Origin of the sequence: Nonomuraea sp. NPDC049028, assembly GCF_043197735.1 — a bacterium.
GTDB lineage: Bacteria > Actinomycetota > Actinomycetes > Streptosporangiales > Streptosporangiaceae > Nonomuraea.
This window is the reverse complement of record NZ_JBICTR010000020.1, coordinates 1-16,833: the sequence shown is the minus strand read 5'-3', so window position 1 is coordinate 16,833 and position 16,833 is coordinate 1. Positions and strand designations below refer to the sequence as shown.

General features: G+C 70.5%; 16 protein-coding genes. 5 read left to right on the top strand and 11 right to left on the bottom strand.

What is annotated here, in order from left to right:
• Positions 1–58: 58 nt before the first annotated feature.
• Together ACGFJ2_RS53780 and ACGFJ2_RS53775 are read right to left on the bottom strand one after the other, a co-directional pair.
• Entirely contained in the window at positions 59–526 is a 468-nt protein-coding gene (locus ACGFJ2_RS53780; RefSeq protein ID WP_393482220.1) for a DUF4158 domain-containing protein, read from the bottom strand.
• Positions 527–605: 79 nt separating this feature from the next.
• Positions 606–1,217 (bottom strand): helix-turn-helix domain-containing protein, encoded by a 612-nt coding sequence (locus ACGFJ2_RS53775; protein ID WP_393482217.1) that lies wholly within the window; start codon positions 1,215–1,217, stop codon positions 606–608.
• Positions 1,218–1,369: 152 nt separating this feature from the next.
• Here ACGFJ2_RS53775 and ACGFJ2_RS53770 point away from each other — a divergent pair, with 152 nt between their 5' ends.
• From ACGFJ2_RS53770 to ACGFJ2_RS53760, 3 genes are read left to right on the top strand one after another with little or no spacing between them, the layout of a single operon-like run.
• Complete coding sequence (locus tag ACGFJ2_RS53770) at positions 1,370–2,227, top strand: FG-GAP-like repeat-containing protein (protein ID WP_357955051.1); 858 nt, start codon at positions 1,370–1,372, stop codon at positions 2,225–2,227.
• Between the two features lie 37 nt (positions 2,228–2,264).
• Positions 2,265–6,236, top strand: a complete 3,972-nt coding sequence (locus ACGFJ2_RS53765) for a hypothetical protein (RefSeq protein ID WP_393482213.1) — start codon at positions 2,265–2,267, stop codon at positions 6,234–6,236.
• Positions 6,236–6,586: a hypothetical protein gene (locus tag ACGFJ2_RS53760; RefSeq protein ID WP_357955047.1), complete on the top strand. Its 351-nt coding sequence runs from the start codon at positions 6,236–6,238 to the stop codon at positions 6,584–6,586. Before ACGFJ2_RS53765 ends, ACGFJ2_RS53760 begins: the two co-directional genes overlap by 1 nt.
• Before the next feature lie 166 nt (positions 6,587–6,752).
• Here the strand turns inward: ACGFJ2_RS53760 and ACGFJ2_RS53755 are convergent, their stop codons facing one another.
• From ACGFJ2_RS53755 to ACGFJ2_RS53730, 6 genes are all read right to left on the bottom strand, one after another.
• Entirely contained in the window at positions 6,753–7,412 is a 660-nt protein-coding gene (locus ACGFJ2_RS53755; RefSeq protein WP_393482211.1) for a response regulator, read from the bottom strand.
• Entirely contained in the window at positions 7,409–8,695 is a 1,287-nt protein-coding gene (locus tag ACGFJ2_RS53750; protein ID WP_393482208.1) for a sensor histidine kinase, read from the bottom strand. Before ACGFJ2_RS53750 ends, ACGFJ2_RS53755 begins: the two co-directional genes overlap by 4 nt.
• A 154-nt stretch (positions 8,696–8,849) precedes the next feature.
• Positions 8,850–10,532 carry an FAD-dependent oxidoreductase gene (locus ACGFJ2_RS53745; RefSeq protein ID WP_393482205.1) on the bottom strand — a complete coding sequence of 561 codons (1,683 nt, stop codon included), beginning with the start codon at positions 10,530–10,532 and terminating at the stop codon, positions 8,850–8,852.
• Between the two features lie 341 nt (positions 10,533–10,873).
• Positions 10,874–11,344 carry a hypothetical protein gene (locus ACGFJ2_RS53740; RefSeq protein WP_393482202.1) on the bottom strand — a complete coding sequence of 157 codons (471 nt, stop codon included), beginning with the start codon at positions 11,342–11,344 and terminating at the stop codon, positions 10,874–10,876.
• A 55-nt stretch (positions 11,345–11,399) separates the two neighbouring features.
• The gene (locus ACGFJ2_RS53735; protein WP_357955036.1) at positions 11,400–11,972 is read right to left on the bottom strand and encodes a TIGR03086 family metal-binding protein; all 573 of its coding nucleotides are present in this window, start codon (positions 11,970–11,972) and stop codon (positions 11,400–11,402) included.
• Positions 11,973–11,999: 27 nt separating this feature from the next.
• Complete coding sequence (locus ACGFJ2_RS53730; protein WP_393482199.1) at positions 12,000–12,872, bottom strand: alpha/beta hydrolase family protein; 873 nt, start codon at positions 12,870–12,872, stop codon at positions 12,000–12,002.
• A 92-nt stretch (positions 12,873–12,964) separates the two neighbouring features.
• Between ACGFJ2_RS53730 and ACGFJ2_RS53725 the strand changes: the two genes are divergently transcribed.
• Entirely contained in the window at positions 12,965–13,537 is a 573-nt protein-coding gene (locus tag ACGFJ2_RS53725) for a TetR/AcrR family transcriptional regulator (protein ID WP_393482196.1), read from the top strand.
• Here ACGFJ2_RS53725 and ACGFJ2_RS53720 read toward each other — a convergent pair.
• Positions 13,503–14,444 (bottom strand): MBL fold metallo-hydrolase, encoded by a 942-nt coding sequence (locus ACGFJ2_RS53720; protein ID WP_393482193.1) that lies wholly within the window; start codon positions 14,442–14,444, stop codon positions 13,503–13,505. The genes ACGFJ2_RS53725 and ACGFJ2_RS53720 overlap by 35 nt on opposite strands.
• Before the next feature lie 70 nt (positions 14,445–14,514).
• The gene (locus tag ACGFJ2_RS53715; protein WP_393482190.1) at positions 14,515–14,865 is read right to left on the bottom strand and encodes a hypothetical protein; all 351 of its coding nucleotides are present in this window, start codon (positions 14,863–14,865) and stop codon (positions 14,515–14,517) included.
• A 277-nt stretch (positions 14,866–15,142) separates the two neighbouring features.
• On the opposite strand from ACGFJ2_RS53715, the gene ACGFJ2_RS53710 reads away from it, so the two are divergent.
• Positions 15,143–15,742 (top strand): TetR/AcrR family transcriptional regulator, encoded by a 600-nt coding sequence (locus ACGFJ2_RS53710; protein ID WP_393482187.1) that lies wholly within the window; start codon positions 15,143–15,145, stop codon positions 15,740–15,742.
• Positions 15,743–15,757: 15 nt separating this feature from the next.
• On the opposite strand, the gene ACGFJ2_RS53705 is transcribed toward ACGFJ2_RS53710, so the two are convergent.
• The gene (locus tag ACGFJ2_RS53705) at positions 15,758–16,555 is read right to left on the bottom strand and encodes an SDR family NAD(P)-dependent oxidoreductase (protein WP_393482184.1); all 798 of its coding nucleotides are present in this window, start codon (positions 16,553–16,555) and stop codon (positions 15,758–15,760) included.
• Positions 16,556–16,833 lie beyond the last annotated feature (278 nt).

Genomic DNA, 16,833 nt, shown 5'->3' with positions numbered 1-16,833 from the left:
AGGCGGCGCGATCCAGAGAGCCGTCTGGCAGGTTCGGGTTGTGATACACCAGCCGCCGCTACGACCCGCTCACCAATCCGTCGTGCTCGCGAATGTGCTCGACTCCGGGATGCCGGACCGTCGCCAGCAGTGTGGCAGAGCGTCGCATCGCCTCCAACTGCTTGATCTTCGGGGCCTTGGCGGTCATCCCGTACGCGGCGAGCTCGGCCATCCCCGGCAGCACCACCTTGTTGTCGATCAGCCACACCACAGCCCGATCGAACAACTCCCGCCGCGAGACCCGGAAGTGGCGCACCCGCGATCCCATCAGCAACCCGGCCTGGACCTCGACGAACTCCTGGTACTCCAGCAGTTCCCGGATCTCGCCCTGATGGTCCCACTTGGTCTGGGTCCGCTCCGGATACAGCTTGATGCATGACGGGTCCGCCACACCGATCTGCTCGGCCACATAGTCCACCGCCACATGCGGAACATCCCGCGGATCAAGCAGGAACGTGCCGAGCATCCGCACGGTGCCCCGAGCCATGCTAAGCGCACCCGTGCTGACCTGGGGAAAGTTCTTAGCGTTGTTCTCTGAGGAAATAGTCCCAGCACCCCGTGTCGTGCTAGCCGACGTGCGGGGGCGGTGGCGGAAGGGTTAGGGCGGCGCGGACCGCGGCCTTCAGTCGTTCCCGGCTGTCGGCGCCGATCTCGGGCAGGCCGTCCGCGGACGGCGCGGTCAACGTCCGGCGGAACATCGCCGTCGGCATATCGATCACACACAGCGTCATCACCTCGACGCCCGCCCTGTCGGCCCGGTCCCACAGCGCCCGCGCCAGCCCGGACAGCAACATCATCAGCCGCTTGTCCAGGGCGAACATCGCCTCGGCCAGTTCCTGCGGAACCTGGGGACCGAGCAGCTGGTCACGTCGCGTCGTCATCAGCAGCCGCGCCGATATGGGCCGCCGGTCGGCGAACACCGCGGGCGCGCTCGCCGCCGCCACCACCGCCTCGACCGCCGCCTCCTGGCCGTCGCCCCGCGCCGCGTCGACGAGCTCGATCTGCAGATTCAGAAGTTCTTCCGCCGCCCTCAGCCACAGCCGCCCGAGCAGCACCGGCAGCGACCCGAACGCGTGGTAGATCGCCCCGTTCGACACCCCGGAGGCCGCCGCCAGCCCGCGCACCGTCAAGGCCTCCGGACCGCCGTCGACCACCAGTCGCTCGGCGACATCCAGCAAGTGATCCAGGTCATGAACCCGAGGGCGAGGCACGCCAACCAGAATAACAGAGCACGTGCTCTGCAACTGTGTATCTTGGAGACATTCTCGCGGGCAGAGCGAGTACGCCACCCGCGAGGTCGACCCCTCCTAGCCATACGAGGTCACATCGAATGTCCAAACCCGTAAACCGGGCGTTAGCCCGTGCCAGAACCCTGGCAGCGCTGGTCCTGTTCACCGTGCTGGGCTCGTTGCTCACCGCGCCCGCCGCGTCCGCCGCGGCGGGTGCGCCCATGCTGCCCCTGTTCGTACGCAGGGCGAGCGACGGCCACCTGCTCGCCTATGAGCCCAAGAGCACCGGCGGCCTCGAGACCGCCGTCGATCTCGGCGGCGGCTTCTCCGCGGCGACCGCGATCCTGCGCGCCAACACCTCTGAGAACGGCACCAGGAACGACCTGTTCTTCCGCCTGGGCGGCGAGCTCTACTACACCGCCGAGCGCGGCACCTCCACCATGCCCGTCGCCTCGAACATGGACGGCTACAACCTGATCATGACCCCGGGCAACATGGGTAGCAGCGCCGCGCCCGAGATCATCGCACGTGACACGGCCGGCGCCCTGTGGCTCTACCCGGGCCGCACCGACGGCGGTCTCGCGGCCCGCGTCCAGGCCGGGACCGCCGGCTGGAACGGCATGGACGCCCTGGCGGGCTACGGCGACTACACCGGCGACGGCAAGAACGACCTGCTGGCCAGGACCACCGCCGGCACCCTCTACATCTATCCGGGGACCGGCGGCATCACCGCCGACCAGATCCTGGGCGCCCGCATCAGCGCGGGCACCGGCTGGGACGCCTACACCGCCCTGGTCTCCACCGGCGACAACAACGGGGACGGCAAAGCCGACCTGATCGCCCGCGACTCCGCCGGCGCACTGTGGCTCTTCAAGGGCACCGGCGTCTCCTCGGCTCCCTTCGCCGCCAAAGAAAAGATCGGCAACGCGGGCTGGAACGCCTTCAACGCCTTCTTCTGAGCACCTCCATCCCCGTACCAGCGGCTGAAAGCTGACCATGCACACCACCACTGCTTCATCGCGCCGTACCCGGCGCCCTCTTTTAGGACGGCTGCGCGCCACCGCCGCGGCCCTCACCTCCGTCGGCGTCGTCATCGCCGGCGTGCAGTTCGCGCCGCTGCCCGGCGCCGGCCCGGCGCTCGCCTTCGCCGACGCCGCCTTCGCTGACGCCGCCGAGTACGACCTCGCGCACGCCGCGTCGGTCCGCGCGGCCCAGTGCCTGCTCACCGCCGTACAGCGCAAGGGCGGCCAGGACCTGAAGGCCGTCGCCCGCGCCGGGCTGGGCGGCACGGACGACGTCCTGCTGCGCAACGCCGCCCCCGACTACGAGACCACCCCGTCGACCCCGCTGCACACCGCCTACGAGCAGGACGAAGAGCGGGCCTCGGTCAAGCTGAACGAGCTTCAGGACCGGCACACCGTCTGGGAGGAGTCGCTCAACGTCCCGCCCCCGAGTGGCTACACGGACGCCGCGTTCCAGTGGATCGAGCAGAAGGACAACCCGTTCAGCAAGGTAGGCCTGACCTCTTGGGTCGACGGCCAGTACTGGACGGAAGAGGAGGACTTCTACGCCGACCAGACCCCGCTGGCCGCCAAGGAGTCCGTGGACGCGGTCAACGCGATCGCCAAGGAGCGTTACCCCGCAGACGGCGAGGACGACAAGGGGCGGGACGCGTGGAAGGACATGTCCTTCCTGCACCCCATGTACGCCGACGACGCGCGGGCTTTCCTGGAGCGCGGCGGCTTCCCGACCAGCGCGCCCGATCCGGACAGCATGGAGTTCCGGGTCGACGTCGAGAACCTCAAGGCCCGCTACGCCTCCTGCGCCACCGACAACCCGCCAGACCCGCACGAGGTGCTGACCGCTGAGTTCGCCAAGGCCTCGGCGGAGTGGCAGCAGGAGGTCGACGGCCAGCGCGCCCAGCGTGACAGCATCCTTGCCGAGGAGGCCCAGGCCGCCGCCGACCTCCAGGTCGCCGCCCATGCCCTGGGCGAGGCGCTGGGCCAGTCGATCATCGGTGTCCGGCTGGCCGACTGGCAGGCCTACTGGCTCAAGCAACCCTCCGGAACCCCGTCCTATCCGAGCGCGGCGGTGTTCGCCAAGGTCAAGAACGACATCGTCAAGGCCCAGGCGATGGCGCTGGGCCGGGTGTTCGTCGCCTCGCGGGCCGCGCAGTCGGCGCAGCGGCACGCCGCCGCGGCCGTGGCCGCCCAGCAGGCCGCGTACGCCATCGCCGACGCCGCCAGCCTGCCCCGAGGCCGCGGCCTGCTCTACGGCCAGCAGGCCGTCCAGGTGACCAGGGCTTCGGCCGCCGCCACGCAGGCCGTGGCCAAGGCCACCGAGACCGCCGCCAACGCCACCCGCGCCTCGGCCGCCGACAGCAAGACGCTGATGGCGCTGGCCGAGACGCAGGCGCACGCCTCACGGGCGGAGTTCCGGCGGATGGCCGCCCAGGAGGCCGCCGCGCAGGCCAAGGCCGCCGCCGAAGGCGCCGCCACGCAGGCCGCACTCGCGGCCGAGAACGCGACCAAGGCCAAGAACGCCCAGGCCAGGGCCGAGGACGCCGAGCAGACGGCCAAGAACGCCGCCGCCGACGCCAAAGCCAAGCGGGAGATCGCCGAGACCGAGCGCGACAACGCCGAGCGGCAGAAGAACATCGCCGCCCAGCAGCGGACCAACGCCGCCAACGCCGAGGCCAGAGCCCAAACCGAACGCACCAACGCCGCCAACGCGCTCAGCGCCGCCCAAGGTGCCGGTAACACGGCCGCCGAGAAGAGGGAAAGGGCGGAGCAGGCCGAGCGCACGGCGGCCGCGGCCCGTACCACCGCCCTGGAGGCCGAGAGCACCCGGGACACCCTGCAGGCCAAGGCCTCCGCCCGCGAGGCGTACGCCGCCGCCGCCGAGGGCACCGATGCCGCCGACGGCGCCAGGACCGCCGCTACGCAGGCGCGTTCCGCGGCGGACCGGGCGACCACCGCCGCGACCAACGCCCGCGCCGCCGCCGACCAGGCCACCGCGGCCGCGGCCGCCGCCCGCGAGGCGGCCACGCGCGCCGAGGCCTCCGCCGCCCGCGCCCGATCCGCCTCCGACGCGGCCCAGCGCGACGTGGCGATCACCAACGAGGCCGTCAAGAAGGCCCACGCCGCGGCGGCCGACGCCATCGCGGCCTCGTGGGCCGCGGGAATCAACGCCCGCGAGGCCAAGGCCTACGCCGACACCGCCGTGGCGAACGCGGTCAAGGCCAGGACCGACGCCCTCGCTGCCCGCAAGGAGGCCGACGCCGCGCACGTCAGCGCGGTCCGCACCGCGGGGTTCGCCTACGCCACCGCCCAGGCGGCCGTGGCCACCCGCGACTCGGCCGCCCAGGTCATCAAGCCGGCCAACGACGCCATCGAGCTCGGCTCCCCGTACAAGGAGACCGACGCCTCGGCCGGCCTGGCCGTACTGACCGCCCAGGCGTCCAAGACGCTCGCCGCCCAGCAGGCCGCCGTCGCCCAGGCCAAGTCCACCCAGGCGAACAAGGCCGCCAAGGAGGCCGCGCTCCTGGCCGAGCAGGCCGACGCCGACGCCAAGGCCGCCGCTGTCGCGGCATCCGAAGCCGCGCAGTCCGCGGCCAAGGCCGTGGCCTCGCTCGCCCAGGCGCAGGCCTCGGCGGCGGAGGCGGCGGCCGCGGCCAAGGCAGCGGTGAAGGCCGAGGCCAACACCGTCGAGTACGACCGCAGGGCCACCGCCGACGCCGCGGCCGCCGCCTCGGCGGCCACCGCAGCCGAAGGGTACGCCAGCGACGCCCGCGACTCGGCCGACGCGGCCGAACTGGACGCCGCTTCGGCCCGCGCCGCCGCCAGCGCGGCGGAGAGCGACGCCGCCACCGCCCGCGACGTCGCCTCCAAGGCGGAAGCCGACGCGACGGCCGCGGAGGAAGCCGCCAAGAACGCGCGGCAGAGCGCTGAGGAGGCGCAAGCCGCGGCGATCAGGGCCGAGGCGGAGGCGCGCAAGCAGACCAAGGAAAGGCAGCGGATCGCCACCTGGGAGGGCGGCTTCGCGCTGACGGAGGTGGCGACCGACCTGACCGTCGACTCCTGGAGCGGGTCGTGCACCACCGGCTGGGGCGGTGACGGGACCTGCGACATCGACATCCCGCTGCACATCCACGGGACGGTGTACTACAGCGTCATCACGTGCCAGATGACGAGTGCGTCCGACGCGGACTGCGTCCGCGACAACCTGGTCGCCAAGGACGTCGACTTCATCGAGCACCGCACGCTGCACATGGACGTGCGGAAGGTGATCCAGGAGTCGTTCAACAACCTGGTGCACATCGTGCTCGGCGACGTCATCGATTGCGCCAACTTCAAGGCCTCAGGCTGCGCCTGGGTCGCCGGCGAGATCCTGGGCCCGCTGGTCATCGGCAAGATCGCCAAGAGCGTGGTCGCCTTCCGGAACTCCGTGCGCACGGGAGTCGGTGTCGAGGAGGCGGTGGCGGGCCTGGAGGCCGAAACGGGCCTCGAACAGGGGACGGTGCGCGGGCTCGAAGCGCAGGCGGTGGCCGATCTCGAGGCGCTCGAGGGCGCAAAGGTCACGCTCGACAGCCTCAGAGCCCAGCTGGTGGAGTTGGTGCGCCGCAGGTCGCTGGGGTGGGACATGGCGCAACAGAGATTCAGGAAACCCGAGATGCAAACTGCACTCCGCATCGAGCAAGCGCGCGGGGTGCGGCTCTCCCGGTCGAGCGGCGCGAGCGAGGACTGGTTCGACCAGTACGGGCGGTCCTATGATGCGGTGGGCAGCGGACTTACCGCAGAGCGCTTCGCGGAGCAATGGCCGGGCCTGCAGGCCCAGATTCAGTCGCACGTGGGGAAGGCGCAATTCGTGCCAGTCGACGTCTCTCTGTTCACGCCCGCCCAGATCGAAACGGTGAAGGCCTTCATTGAACCGCTGGGCCGCAACGTCTTCATCGTGGGTGGTCCCTGATGGCGAGCGACATCTTCGTCTCCGACGAGTACGCGTGGACCGCGTCGTCCGGGCCGTTCGAATGGGTGGTCGCGTTCCTGCTGGAATCCATCGAGGACGCGGCCACCAAGGAACAGCTCGAACTGGTCCTCAGCGCCCCCCTTGGCGCCGTCGACCTGCGAAGGCTGCCGGAGGCCGGGCGCGCGCAGATCATGCGAGCCCTGCGCGAGCGACTGGCCCCCGCGGCCGAGTCGGGCCTGGGGCTCACGCTGCCTGAGCCCGCCCGGCGTTTCCTCATCGGCCACGTCAAAGTCCTGGCTCTCATGGCCGAAGATGTGGCGAAATCCACCGACAGGAAGGGAACGACCTGAGCTCTGCCGCCTCCGGGCGGATGAACTGAGACCGGCGGCCACCCACATGGGCAGGTGAACCTTCCGGGCCACCCGGACAGGTCCGCCTCGTCTGGGCCGCGCCGGTGTGCGCTGGAGCGCGCACCGGCGTGTGCCCTCCTGGCAGCTGTGCCACACCGCTACCGCCTCAGGGTTGTTCCGGTGCTCGGGGGACGAGCAGTCCTCGGTTGAACGCCTCGGTGACGGCGGCGGCGCGGTCGCCGACGCCAAGCTTGCCGTAGATGTTCAGCAGGTGGGATTTGACCGTGGCCTCCGTAATGAACAGCTGCGCCGCCGCCTCCCGGTTCGTGCCACCGGCCGCCACCAGCTGGAGCACTTCGAGCTCCCGCTGGCTGAGCGGCCCCGAGGCGGAGGAGCGTACCCGGCTCATGAGCAGAGCCGCCGCCGACGGCGCGAGAACCGCCTCACCCCGAGCCGTCGCCCGGACCGCCCGCAGGAGCTCGTCACGGGGAGCGTCCTTGAGCAGGTAGCCGGTGGCACCCGCCTCGATCGCGGGCAGCACGTGGCTGTCGGTGTCATATGTGGTGAGCACCAGCACGCGCACCCCAGTCCCGCCCCCGGCCAGCGCTCTTGTCGCGCTCACGCCGTCCATGCCAGGCATCCGCAGATCCATGAGGACCACATCCGGCCGTAGCGTCTCGGCGAGCCGGACCGCCTCGACTCCATCGGCGGCCTCCCCGACCACCTCGAAGTCCGGATCGCGGGCGAACATGCTGCTCAAGCCATCTCGGACCACCGGATGATCGTCGACGACCAGCAGTCTGATCACGCTATCCGGGCGGCTCATGACTCGGCCCACTCGGCGGGGACGCGGGCCGAGATCCCCGTGCCGGCACCTGGCTCCGACTCCACCTGCAGCGTGCCTGACAGGCCCTCGATCCGCTGCCGCATCGCGATCAGCCCAAACCCAAGGTGAGCCGTACGCGGACCATCGCCACCGCCATCCCTGAGCCGCGCCGGACCGAACCCGCCACCGCTGTCCTTCAGGCGGCCCGCGTCGAAGCCTCCACCGCCATCTCCGGGCCGGGCTGGTCCGGAGCCGCCGCCGTCGCTGTCCCTGAGGTGGGCCGGATCGAAGCCGACACCGTCGTCGCGCACGTCCAGAGCGACCTCGTGTTCCATGTACGACAGTGTCACCCCCGCCCGGGTCGCCCGCGCGTGCTTGGCCACGTTCGTCAGCGCCTCCTGCGCGGTTCTGAGCAGCGCGACCTCGGCCTCCGGGCGCATCGGCCGCGCCGTGCCGGTCGTCGTGACCTGGACCGGGATCTCGTGCAGTGCCGACCAGCGTCTGGCCACGCTCGCCAGCGCCTCGCCCAGCCGCGCGGTCCGCAGCGGCTCAGGACGCAGCGCGTCCACCGATCGCCGCGCCTCGGACAGGCTCTCCCCGGCCAGCCTGGTCGCGGCTTCGATGTGCCGGCGCCATTCCGCCGGGTCGTCGCCGGCGTGCTCGGCCGCGTGCAGTTGGGTGATGATGCCGGTGAGACCCTGCGCCAGCGTGTCGTGAATCTCCCGCGCCATCCGCCGCCGCTCGTCGTGCACGCCGGCCTGCCTGGCCTGCGCCAGTAACTGCTCGTGCAGGGCCGCGTTCTCTGTCAGCGTCGTCTCCAGCCTGCGGTTCGCTTCGCGCGCCTCTTCCAGCGCCCGCTTGCGCTCGTCGTTCTGCTGGGCACTACGCCGAGCGAACCAGGCGAAGCCACACATAGGGATCACATTCGCAGCCATGACAGCCACATACGTGATCAGCCCCACGGGTGTGGTCTTGTCCACGTCGTACGCCTGCGCCGTGCCCGCCACCATCGCCACCGCCGCGACGCCGGCCGGTTGCCACGGCCAGCGCAGCACCCGGAAGGCGTAGATGTATCCGACAGGGGTGAAAAACCCGAACCACGGGTCCCTGACCACCAGAATCGCCGTGAGCAGGATCAGCACGGTGAAGAACACGGCCATCACCGGCACACGCTCGCGCCAGGCGGGACGGAACGTGAAGACCCCCAGCATCCACGCCGCCAGCAGCGCGCACAGGACCAGATCGACGAGCGGGGACGCGCCCGCCGACCGCTTGATGGCCAAGGTGACACCAGCCAGAAGCGTCAGCAAGGCATACGGGCCGACGGTCACCGGTACGGGCCACCGTGTCGCTGGATCGCACATCCGCGGCCTCCACATCCGTCGCTGGCCCCCGAGCGGGGAATCTAACCTCCACATCGGCACGTCCCTACGCGGCTCAGCCCGCCTGAGGAGGCTCGATGGCCAGGGCGTGCCGGAAGACGTTGCGCGGGTCCCACCGGGCCTTCACCCGTTGGAGGCGTGGGTAGTTGTCCTTGTAGTAGAGCGTGTGCGCGGGCACACCTGAGGTGTTCCACGCCGGGTCGGCCAGGTCGGCGTCCGGGTAGTTGATGTAGGAACCGTCGTTGACCTCGCCGGGCACGGGCACACCGCCGGTCTCGGCGTACACGTCGTGGTAGAAGCCGCGGACCCAGGCGAGGTTGGCCTTGTCGTCCTTTTCGTCTTCCCAGATCGTCTGGTAGACCGCCTTCATGACCACGTCTCGCTGGGCGATCGAGGTGGCCCCTGGCGCTACCGCACGGACCTGGCCGCCGTAGCCGATGAGCAGCATGCCGGCGTTGGAGCCGCCGGTGGAGTTGGTCAGGTTGCGATGGACGGCCGCGAGTTGGGTCTCGGTGAATGATCGTCGCAGGTAGCCGGCCTTGATCTTGTATCGCCGGATGATCACGTCACCCGGCTCGCCGCTGCCCGGCCAGGTCATCCGGTGCAACCAGGGCATCGTCCGCCGGATGTCGAGCGCCGGTGTGAGGTCGAGGCCGGCGGTCACCGCGGACACGAAGCCGGTCACCATGCTGTCGGCGTTGGGGAGGTCCGCGTCGATCTGCGCGACCAGCATGACGGTTCCGCCGGCGCGGTGCGACAGCTGGAGGATCCCGTACAGCCCGGCGTGCGGAGAGCCGGGCGCGCTGTTGCGCTCATGCCAGGTCCCGAAGTTACGCAGCAGCCCGGTAAGTGCCTTTTCGGTCATATGCTCCCAGGACCAGATGACCACGTGCTGCAGCATCCGCTGCGGCGCCGCCGGCAGCAGCTGGGACGGGTCGGTGCCGACGACGCCGGGGGAGCGCAGCCAGTAGCGGGTGACCACGCCGAAGTTGCCGCCGCCACCACCGGTGTGCGCCCACCACAGGTCGCGGTGCGGGTCGTCCGGCTCGCGGGTGGCGACCACCGCGCGGGCGGTGCCGTCGCGGTCGACCACCACGACCTCCACGCCGTACAGGTGATCCACCACCGAGCCGTAGCGCCTGGACAGCGGTCCGTATCCGCCGCCCGCGAAGTGCCCACCGGCACCCACCTCCGGGCAACTGCCCCCAGGGATCGTCACGCCCCAGCCTTTGAGCAGCGTCCGGTACACCTGACCGAGGTTGGCTCCGGGTTGCACGGCGAACGCCCGACGGTCGGCGTCATAGCCGACCGCGTCCATCGGCGAGAGGTCCAGCAGCACCCGGACCGCCGGATCGGCGGTGAAGTTCTCGAAGCAGTGCCCGCCGCTGCGCACCGCGACCCGTCGGCCGGACCGCACCGCCTCCGACACCGCGCGCACCACCTGATCGGTCGACCCGACCACGCGGATCTCCTCCGGCCGGCCGACGAACCGGAAGTTGTTGCCACGCAACAGGTTGTCGTAGCGAAAGTCCCCCGGACGTACTGTCACCGGCCCGAATATCGCCGCTTCCGCTTCCGCCGCAGCAGGCCCCGCCGCGCCCGATTGCGCCAACGCCGCCTCGGCACCCCACGTGCCCGCCGCGGTGATCGCCGCGGCACCCGCACCGGCGAGCAGTCCACGACGACTCACCGCTGCGGCGCCCGGCAGGCTCGTACGCCCGTCGCCCACTTCTGACATGTGACTCGCCCCTTTCCGATTGGAGGTCGTCAGCCTCTCAAGCAGGCGGCACGGCACACATCAACCCGTGGCATGAATCAGCGGCTCAACTCTCCGCCCCTCCGAACGGCTGATCTGCCCCACCCATCGGCTGACCGGCAGCGGATTGCTTCAGTCCCTGTGACCACGAGGTCGGACGCGCGCGGCCACGGGGTGGGGCGCCCTTCGGGCAGGAGGTCGGGCGCGCGGCCGTGGGTGGGCGCCGACTGTGGTCATGAGGTCGGGCGAGAGAGCTCGGCGCCCTCCCAGAGGTCGGTCGTGGCCTGCCGATACCGCTGGGCGATTCGGCCTGCGAACCCGCCTCACCTCTTCGCGTAGGTGACCTCGAAGTCAGGCTTCCAGGTTTCGCCGTCGCTGGAGGCGTCCCATCGTCCGGTGACAAGGCGGGCGTCGCCACGGATCGTTGCCTCGAAGCGCTGGTGAAAGCCCGGCCCTGCCTGCCCCCGCATCTCCCAGTGACCGTCCTCGAAGCTCATCTGGTAGATCCTGCAGACTCCCCGCGCATCGGCGTACAGCATGGCGAAGGCCCCACTGTGGTCGTCGAGACCGATGGCGGCATCGATCGGAAACGGCGAGCTCTCCTGCCATTCCGGGGCGATCGCCTGAGGGGGGTCGACGCGCATGATGAGGAATCCCCGGCTGTCGTGCCAGGTGAACATCGCCGTGCACCGGCCCATCGGCTGCCCGTCGATCGATGCCTCCATGTCCCACTCCCCGACGAGCACTTCCAGGCTCTGCAACCGCTGGTTGGCTGTGTGTCGCGCTGCTGTCACGGCTACCTCCCGTTGACGTGTGGTCGGAAGGGTAGACCGGCCGCGTGCCGCGAACTCATCGCCGGCGGCGGGCTGGGACGTCGCGGCCGAGGAAGGCCAGTAGTTGCCGGTGTGCGGGGGCGTCGGCGGGGGCGGGGACCGAGGGGCCGAACATGCCAGGGCGGCGGAAGGCGTCGAAGTCCATGCCGTGCATGATCGTGAGCAGCTCGCCGCACGACCGTTCGTCGACGAGATGCTCCTGATCGGTGGCGAGCGCCAGGTCGACGCCGTGGACGAGGACTTCGGTGAGGTGGATGAGGGCGGCCATCGGCCCCGGTACGGCCCCGAACCCCAAACGTACGGTGGTGTCGAGGGCGGCCGGGCGATGCCAGGCGGCGCGGTCGAGGTCGGCCGCGGTGGCGAAGGCGGCCCGCGGGTCGGTGCCGAGCCAGTCATCCTCGTGCTCGCCGCCCGCGTCGGTCGCGGTGAGCTCGGCGGCGAAGACGCGCATGCCGCCGACCATGTGGTTGAGCTCTGTACGCACGTCCCAGCCGGCGCAGGGGGTGGGAGCGTGGAGCCGGCTGTCGGTGATGCCTTTGACGATGGCGGCGGTCATGTCGAGAGCGCGGTCGATCATGGCGATGGTCATGTCGTTCTCCAGGAAGGGAGCGGGGGATCAGGCGATCTTCTCGGCGATGCCGTCGCGCAGGTGGTAGTCCAGGTAGGCGGCGCCGAACGCGCGCGGGGTTTCGCTACCCATGGCGTACATGCCGTGCTCGACGGCCCAGCGCAGCATGGGCGCGGCGGCCATGGACGCCGTCATGATGGCGTCCAGCTCCGGATCGTGCTCGGCACGCAGACGGCGCTCGGCCTCGGCGCGGGCAAAGGGGAGGGGCGCGGTGGAGATGTCACTCAGGTCATAGACCCCGTCCAAGGCGATGAGCGCGGCGACGCGCTGGTCGAAGGCAGCGGCTCGGGGCGCGAGCAGGCCGCCCATGCTGCAACCGAGCAGCGCGGCGCGGGTGCCGTCGACTTCGGGGCGGGTCAGGGCGTAGTCCAGTACGGGGCCGACCACGTTCTCCCAGTCGGGACGGAACATCAGGCTCTGATGGTGGCGGGTGCCCGGCTGACCGGGGCCGTCGAAGGTCAGCACGGTGTAGCCGCGTTCGACGGCCGCGGCCGCGGCCGCGCCGAAGAAGTGCATCTCCTCTACCGTGCCGTCGAACCCGTTGTGCATGACCACGGTCGGCCTGGCCGTGGCGGAGTCGTCGGCACGGTACAGGTAGCCGGGCAGGACGGTGCCCTCGTACGGGATCTCCACCGGCTGGATGACCGGGGCGAACAGCGCCGCCGCCTGGCGCCCTTCGGTGGCCGCCCGGTCGGCGGTGGCCGGCCACTCGTCGTGCCAGCTGTCGTAGTCACCGGCGGTGATCCGCTGACAGGTGATCACGACCTCGCCGAAGTCGGCGCCGCCGTAGGCGATGTGCCCGAAGGTGCGCAGGGTCTCGTACCAGAACTGAGGGTTGTCGGGAAAGAACAGCGGGGGCATGGCCGCTCCTAAAGCAGCAGACGACTGCGTTAGGGGGACTTTAGGGCGCCATCACTCGCAAAAGCAAGTCGTGACTGCGTTAAGCTGCGGGCATGGTGGAACAGCAGCCGACACGCCGGCCCGGCGGGCGCAGCGCCCGCGTACGAGCCGCAGTGCACCACGCGGTCACCGATCTGATCGCCGAACGCGGCCACGGCAACTTCACCGTCGGTGACGTCGCCACCCGCGCCGGAGTGGCCGACACCAGCGTCTATCGCCGCTGGGGCACCCTGGAGGCCCTGCTCACGGACGTGGCGATCACCTGGCTCACCATCACCTCGCCCATACCGGATACCGGCAGTTTGGAAGGCGACCTGCGCGCGTACGCGGCCGGCGTCGCGCGCGACGTGACCGGGCCCGACGGGCTGGCGGTGCTGCGCCTGGTCATCGCCTTGTCCACCGGGGGAGAGGCCGGCGTACAGGCAAGAGACGCGTTCGTGGCCGAACGCGGACGCCAACTGCAGGGCATGCTGGACCGCGCCCGAGACCGCGGCGAACGTCCGCCCGAGGGCCTGGACATCCTCGACCACCTCTTGGCCCCGATGTACGTCCGCGTCCTGTTCGGCACGGGCCCGCTCACCCCCGACTACGTCAACGCCCTGGTCGACCGCCTTCTGGCCGACTAGGTGAACGCTCCCCTGCTGGCGGGACGGGCACCAGCCGGTAGGCCGGGCCGTCGGCGATCACGCGGCCCGCGGTCGGCGGGGGGAAGTGGGTGCCCAGCACGAGGGCGCCGGTGCCGGCGAGCGAGGCGAGCAGGGCGCGGCGGGTGGCCGTGGCCTGCTCGGGGTCGATGTCGACACAGCTGCCGATGTCGGGGTACAGCAGTTGGACGGGGTGGTGCACGCAGTCGCCGGTGATCAGCGCAGTCTCGTCGCCGCTGGTCAGCCGGACCGCGACGTGACCCGGGGTGTGACCCGGCGTGGAAACCAGGTGCACGCCGGGGGCGACCTCGGCCGGGACGGGTACCAGGTCGAGCAGCCCCGCCTCTTCGATCGGACGCACGGAGTCGCGGAACATCTGCCGCCGCGCCTCGTCCATGTCGTATCCGGCCCAGAAGTCCCTCTCCGCGCGAGAGGTCAGGTAACGGGCGCGGGGGAAGGTCGGCACCCATTCGCCACCCTCCGCCCGGGTGTTCCAACCGACATGATCGGTGTGCAGGTGGGTCAGGATCACCATGTCGACGGACTCGGGCGGGAAGCCCGCGGCCACGAGGCGATCGAGGTAGCCGGTCCGGAGGTCGTGCCACGCCGGGTTCGCCCGCGTCTTGCCGTTGCCGATCCCGGTGTCCACCAGGATGCGCAGCCCGTCGGCCGAGATCGCGAAGCTCTGGCTGACCAGGCGCAGGACGCCGTCCCGGTCGGCGAAGTCGGGCCGCAGCCAGGCGTGCCGCGCGACGACGTCCGCGGTGGCGCCGGGCAGCAGCCAGGGGCCGGTCTGGGGAGGCAAGACGATCTCGTCCACCCGGTGGATCGTGATGTCGCCCACGGTCCAGGAGATCGCGCCGGGCGTGCCGGTAGATGGTGACCGCATGTTCGTTACTTCCCCATATTCGTCAGGGAAGCGCCGGAGCGGGGCCTCGGGCCCTGGTAGGGCCCGAGGTTCAACTGTTCGCGAATACCAATCCACGTGGCAAGGCGGACGCGAGTTGTTCGAGTTGCCTGATGGCCGTGGTCAGGTCATCGGCGATGGGATGGACGAGCACATGATCGGCGCCGGCGTCGAGTTGCGCTTGAACGCGCGCGGCGACGGCCTCCGGGGTGCCCCAAGCGACCAGCGCGTCGACCAGCCGATCGCTTCCCCCGTCGGCGATGTCCTGCCGGCTGTAGCCGAGACGTAACCAGTTGCGCGTGTACGGCGACTCGGGGCCGGTCCTGCCTCGGTACCGTCGAGCGATGGCACGGGCTTGCTCGGGATCGGGTTCGATGATGAACGCCTGCTCGGGGATGAGCAACTTATCGCTCCCCAGAGCCTCACGGACAAGTGCGGTGTGTTCGACCGGGGCCGAAGTTCAATGCGCCTCACGGCGTGGCGCCAGCTCTCGACCGGAGTGCCGTGCACGTGGGGCCCGCCAAGCCACACTCCCACGCGTCCCAGCTTCGCCTTCACTTCTGTGATCACCACCGAAACCTCCGCGCACCCGACGACTGATATCCGGGGACTGTCTCCGGTAAGCGTGATGCTATCCGGAGATAGTCCCCGGTACAATCGCTTCGGCCGAAAGGGGAGCTATGAGCGACACGAGGGCACCGCGTGCGATGCGGGCAGACGCGCAGCGCAATCGGGCTCGGTTGCTCGCCGCGGCGAGCGCGGCGTTCGCTCGCGCGGGCGTGGAGGCATCGCTCGATGACATCGCCCGCGACGCCGACGTGGGTTCGGGCACTCTTTACCGCCACTTCCCCACCCGCGAGGCGCTGGTGGAGGCCGTCCTCGACAACCGCTACCAGGCCCTCGCCACCGCGGCCACCGAGCTACAGGCCGAGCGCTCGCCGCACGAAGCGCTCGCGGCCTGGTTGAAGCTCTTCGTCGACCACCTCATGACGTATCGAGGGCTGGCGGCAACCGTCACCACGGCGCTCCACAACGAGACGCCGCCATCGGACTCGGCCTGCCATGCCATGCGCGCCGCGGCATACGAACTCGTGGCAACGGCCCAGCGCGACGGCGCTGTCCGGGATGACATCGACGCCTCGACGATCCTGCGCCTCGCCGCCGGTGTCGCCTGGGCCCACGAGCAGGCGCCCGCCGACCGGGCCGGTATCGGGCAAATGCTGGCGGTCCTCATGGACGGACTGCTTCGCGACAGCCGCGTTCCGCGGGCGGTTAGCTGATCCCCGGGGAATGCGTCATGCCGTGGCGATCGGGCCGAGGTAGGTGCCGCCCGAGACGTCGATGGTCTGGCCGGTCACCCATCGGCTCTGCGGGCCCGCCAGGAAGCCGACGACGTCCGCAACGTCCTCGGGCTCGCCGAGCCGGCCGAGCGCGGTGATCGCTTCGATCGCGGCGACCGCCTCGGGGATGGTGTTGTAGCCCGCGGTCATGTCGGTACGCACCGCGCCGGGCGCGACCGTGTTCACCGTGATGCCGCGCCTGCCGAGCTCATTGGCCAGGGACGGGGCCATCGACTCCAGTGCCGCCTTGCTGACGTTGTAGGCGATCTGCGTGGAGACCGCGAAGCGGCTGGCCACCGAGCCCATGTTGATGATGCGGCCGCCGTCGTTCAGCAGCGGCAGCGCGCGCTGGATCACGAAGAACGGTGTGCTGACGTTGATCGTGAGCAGCCTGCCGAACTCCTCCGGTGTGACCTGCGCGATCGGGTTGACCGAGCCGATGCCCGCGTTGTTGACCAGGATGTCCAGGCCGCCGCCCGCCGGTCCCTCGGCCAGACCGCTGCTGGCCAGCCCCTCGGCCAGGCTCTCGAACAGGCGGTCCACCGCGCCATCGTCGCCGAACCGGGCCTGCACGGCGAACGCCCGGCCGCCTGCCTGCTCGATCCGCGCCACTGTCTGCTTGGCCGCGTCGTCGTTGTCGCCGTAGTGAACGGCGACCAGGGCGCCCTCGGCGGCCAGTCGCAGCGCGACCGCCCGGCCGATTCCCCGGGATCCTCCGGTCACCAGCGCGGTCTTGCCGGTCAGACTGTTCATCTCTGCTCCTCGTTCAGCGGCCGGCCCTCGGCGGATCCGGCGATGGCTCAACAGTGGCGGCAGTGGCTCACCGCACGCTCACCGACGGCTCACCGGGTGAGCAGCGCTCCGGATTGGGTGGGACCAGGTAATGCTGAGCGGTCCCACCCGACGATCCGGCCTAGAACTCTATGTCTCCGCCGACGGGGGCGGCAGGGGTCTTCTCGGGCTTCTCGGCGATGACCGCCTCGGTGGTGAGGAAGAGCGCCGCGATGGAAGCGGCGTTCTGCAGCGCCGAG

Bases quoted from the DNA above. Each gene is read 5' to 3' on its own strand.
- ACGFJ2_RS53745 (WP_393482205.1), bottom strand. From the start codon at position 10,532: ATGTCAGAAGTGGGCGACGGGCGTACGAGCCTGCCGGGCGCCGCAGCG.
- ACGFJ2_RS53735 (WP_357955036.1), bottom strand. From the start codon at position 11,972: ATGACCATCGCCATGATCGACCGCGCTCTCGACATGACCGCCGCCATC.
- ACGFJ2_RS53730 (WP_393482199.1), bottom strand. From the start codon at position 12,872: ATGCCCCCGCTGTTCTTTCCCGACAACCCTCAGTTCTGGTACGAGACC.
- ACGFJ2_RS53720 (WP_393482193.1), bottom strand. From the start codon at position 14,444: ATGCGGTCACCATCTACCGGCACGCCCGGCGCGATCTCCTGGACCGTG.
- ACGFJ2_RS53710 (WP_393482187.1), top strand. From the start codon at position 15,143: ATGAGCGACACGAGGGCACCGCGTGCGATGCGGGCAGACGCGCAGCGC.
- ACGFJ2_RS53765 (WP_393482213.1), top strand. From the start codon at position 2,265: ATGCACACCACCACTGCTTCATCGCGCCGTACCCGGCGCCCTCTTTTA.
- ACGFJ2_RS53760 (WP_357955047.1), top strand. From the start codon at position 6,236: ATGGCGAGCGACATCTTCGTCTCCGACGAGTACGCGTGGACCGCGTCG.
- ACGFJ2_RS53705 (WP_393482184.1), bottom strand. From the start codon at position 16,555: ATGAACAGTCTGACCGGCAAGACCGCGCTGGTGACCGGAGGATCCCGG.
- ACGFJ2_RS53755 (WP_393482211.1), bottom strand. From the start codon at position 7,412: ATGAGCCGCCCGGATAGCGTGATCAGACTGCTGGTCGTCGACGATCAT.
- ACGFJ2_RS53770 (WP_357955051.1), top strand. From the start codon at position 1,370: ATGTCCAAACCCGTAAACCGGGCGTTAGCCCGTGCCAGAACCCTGGCA.
- ACGFJ2_RS53725 (WP_393482196.1), top strand. From the start codon at position 12,965: ATGGTGGAACAGCAGCCGACACGCCGGCCCGGCGGGCGCAGCGCCCGC.
- ACGFJ2_RS53780 (WP_393482220.1), bottom strand. From the start codon at position 526: ATGGCTCGGGGCACCGTGCGGATGCTCGGCACGTTCCTGCTTGATCCG.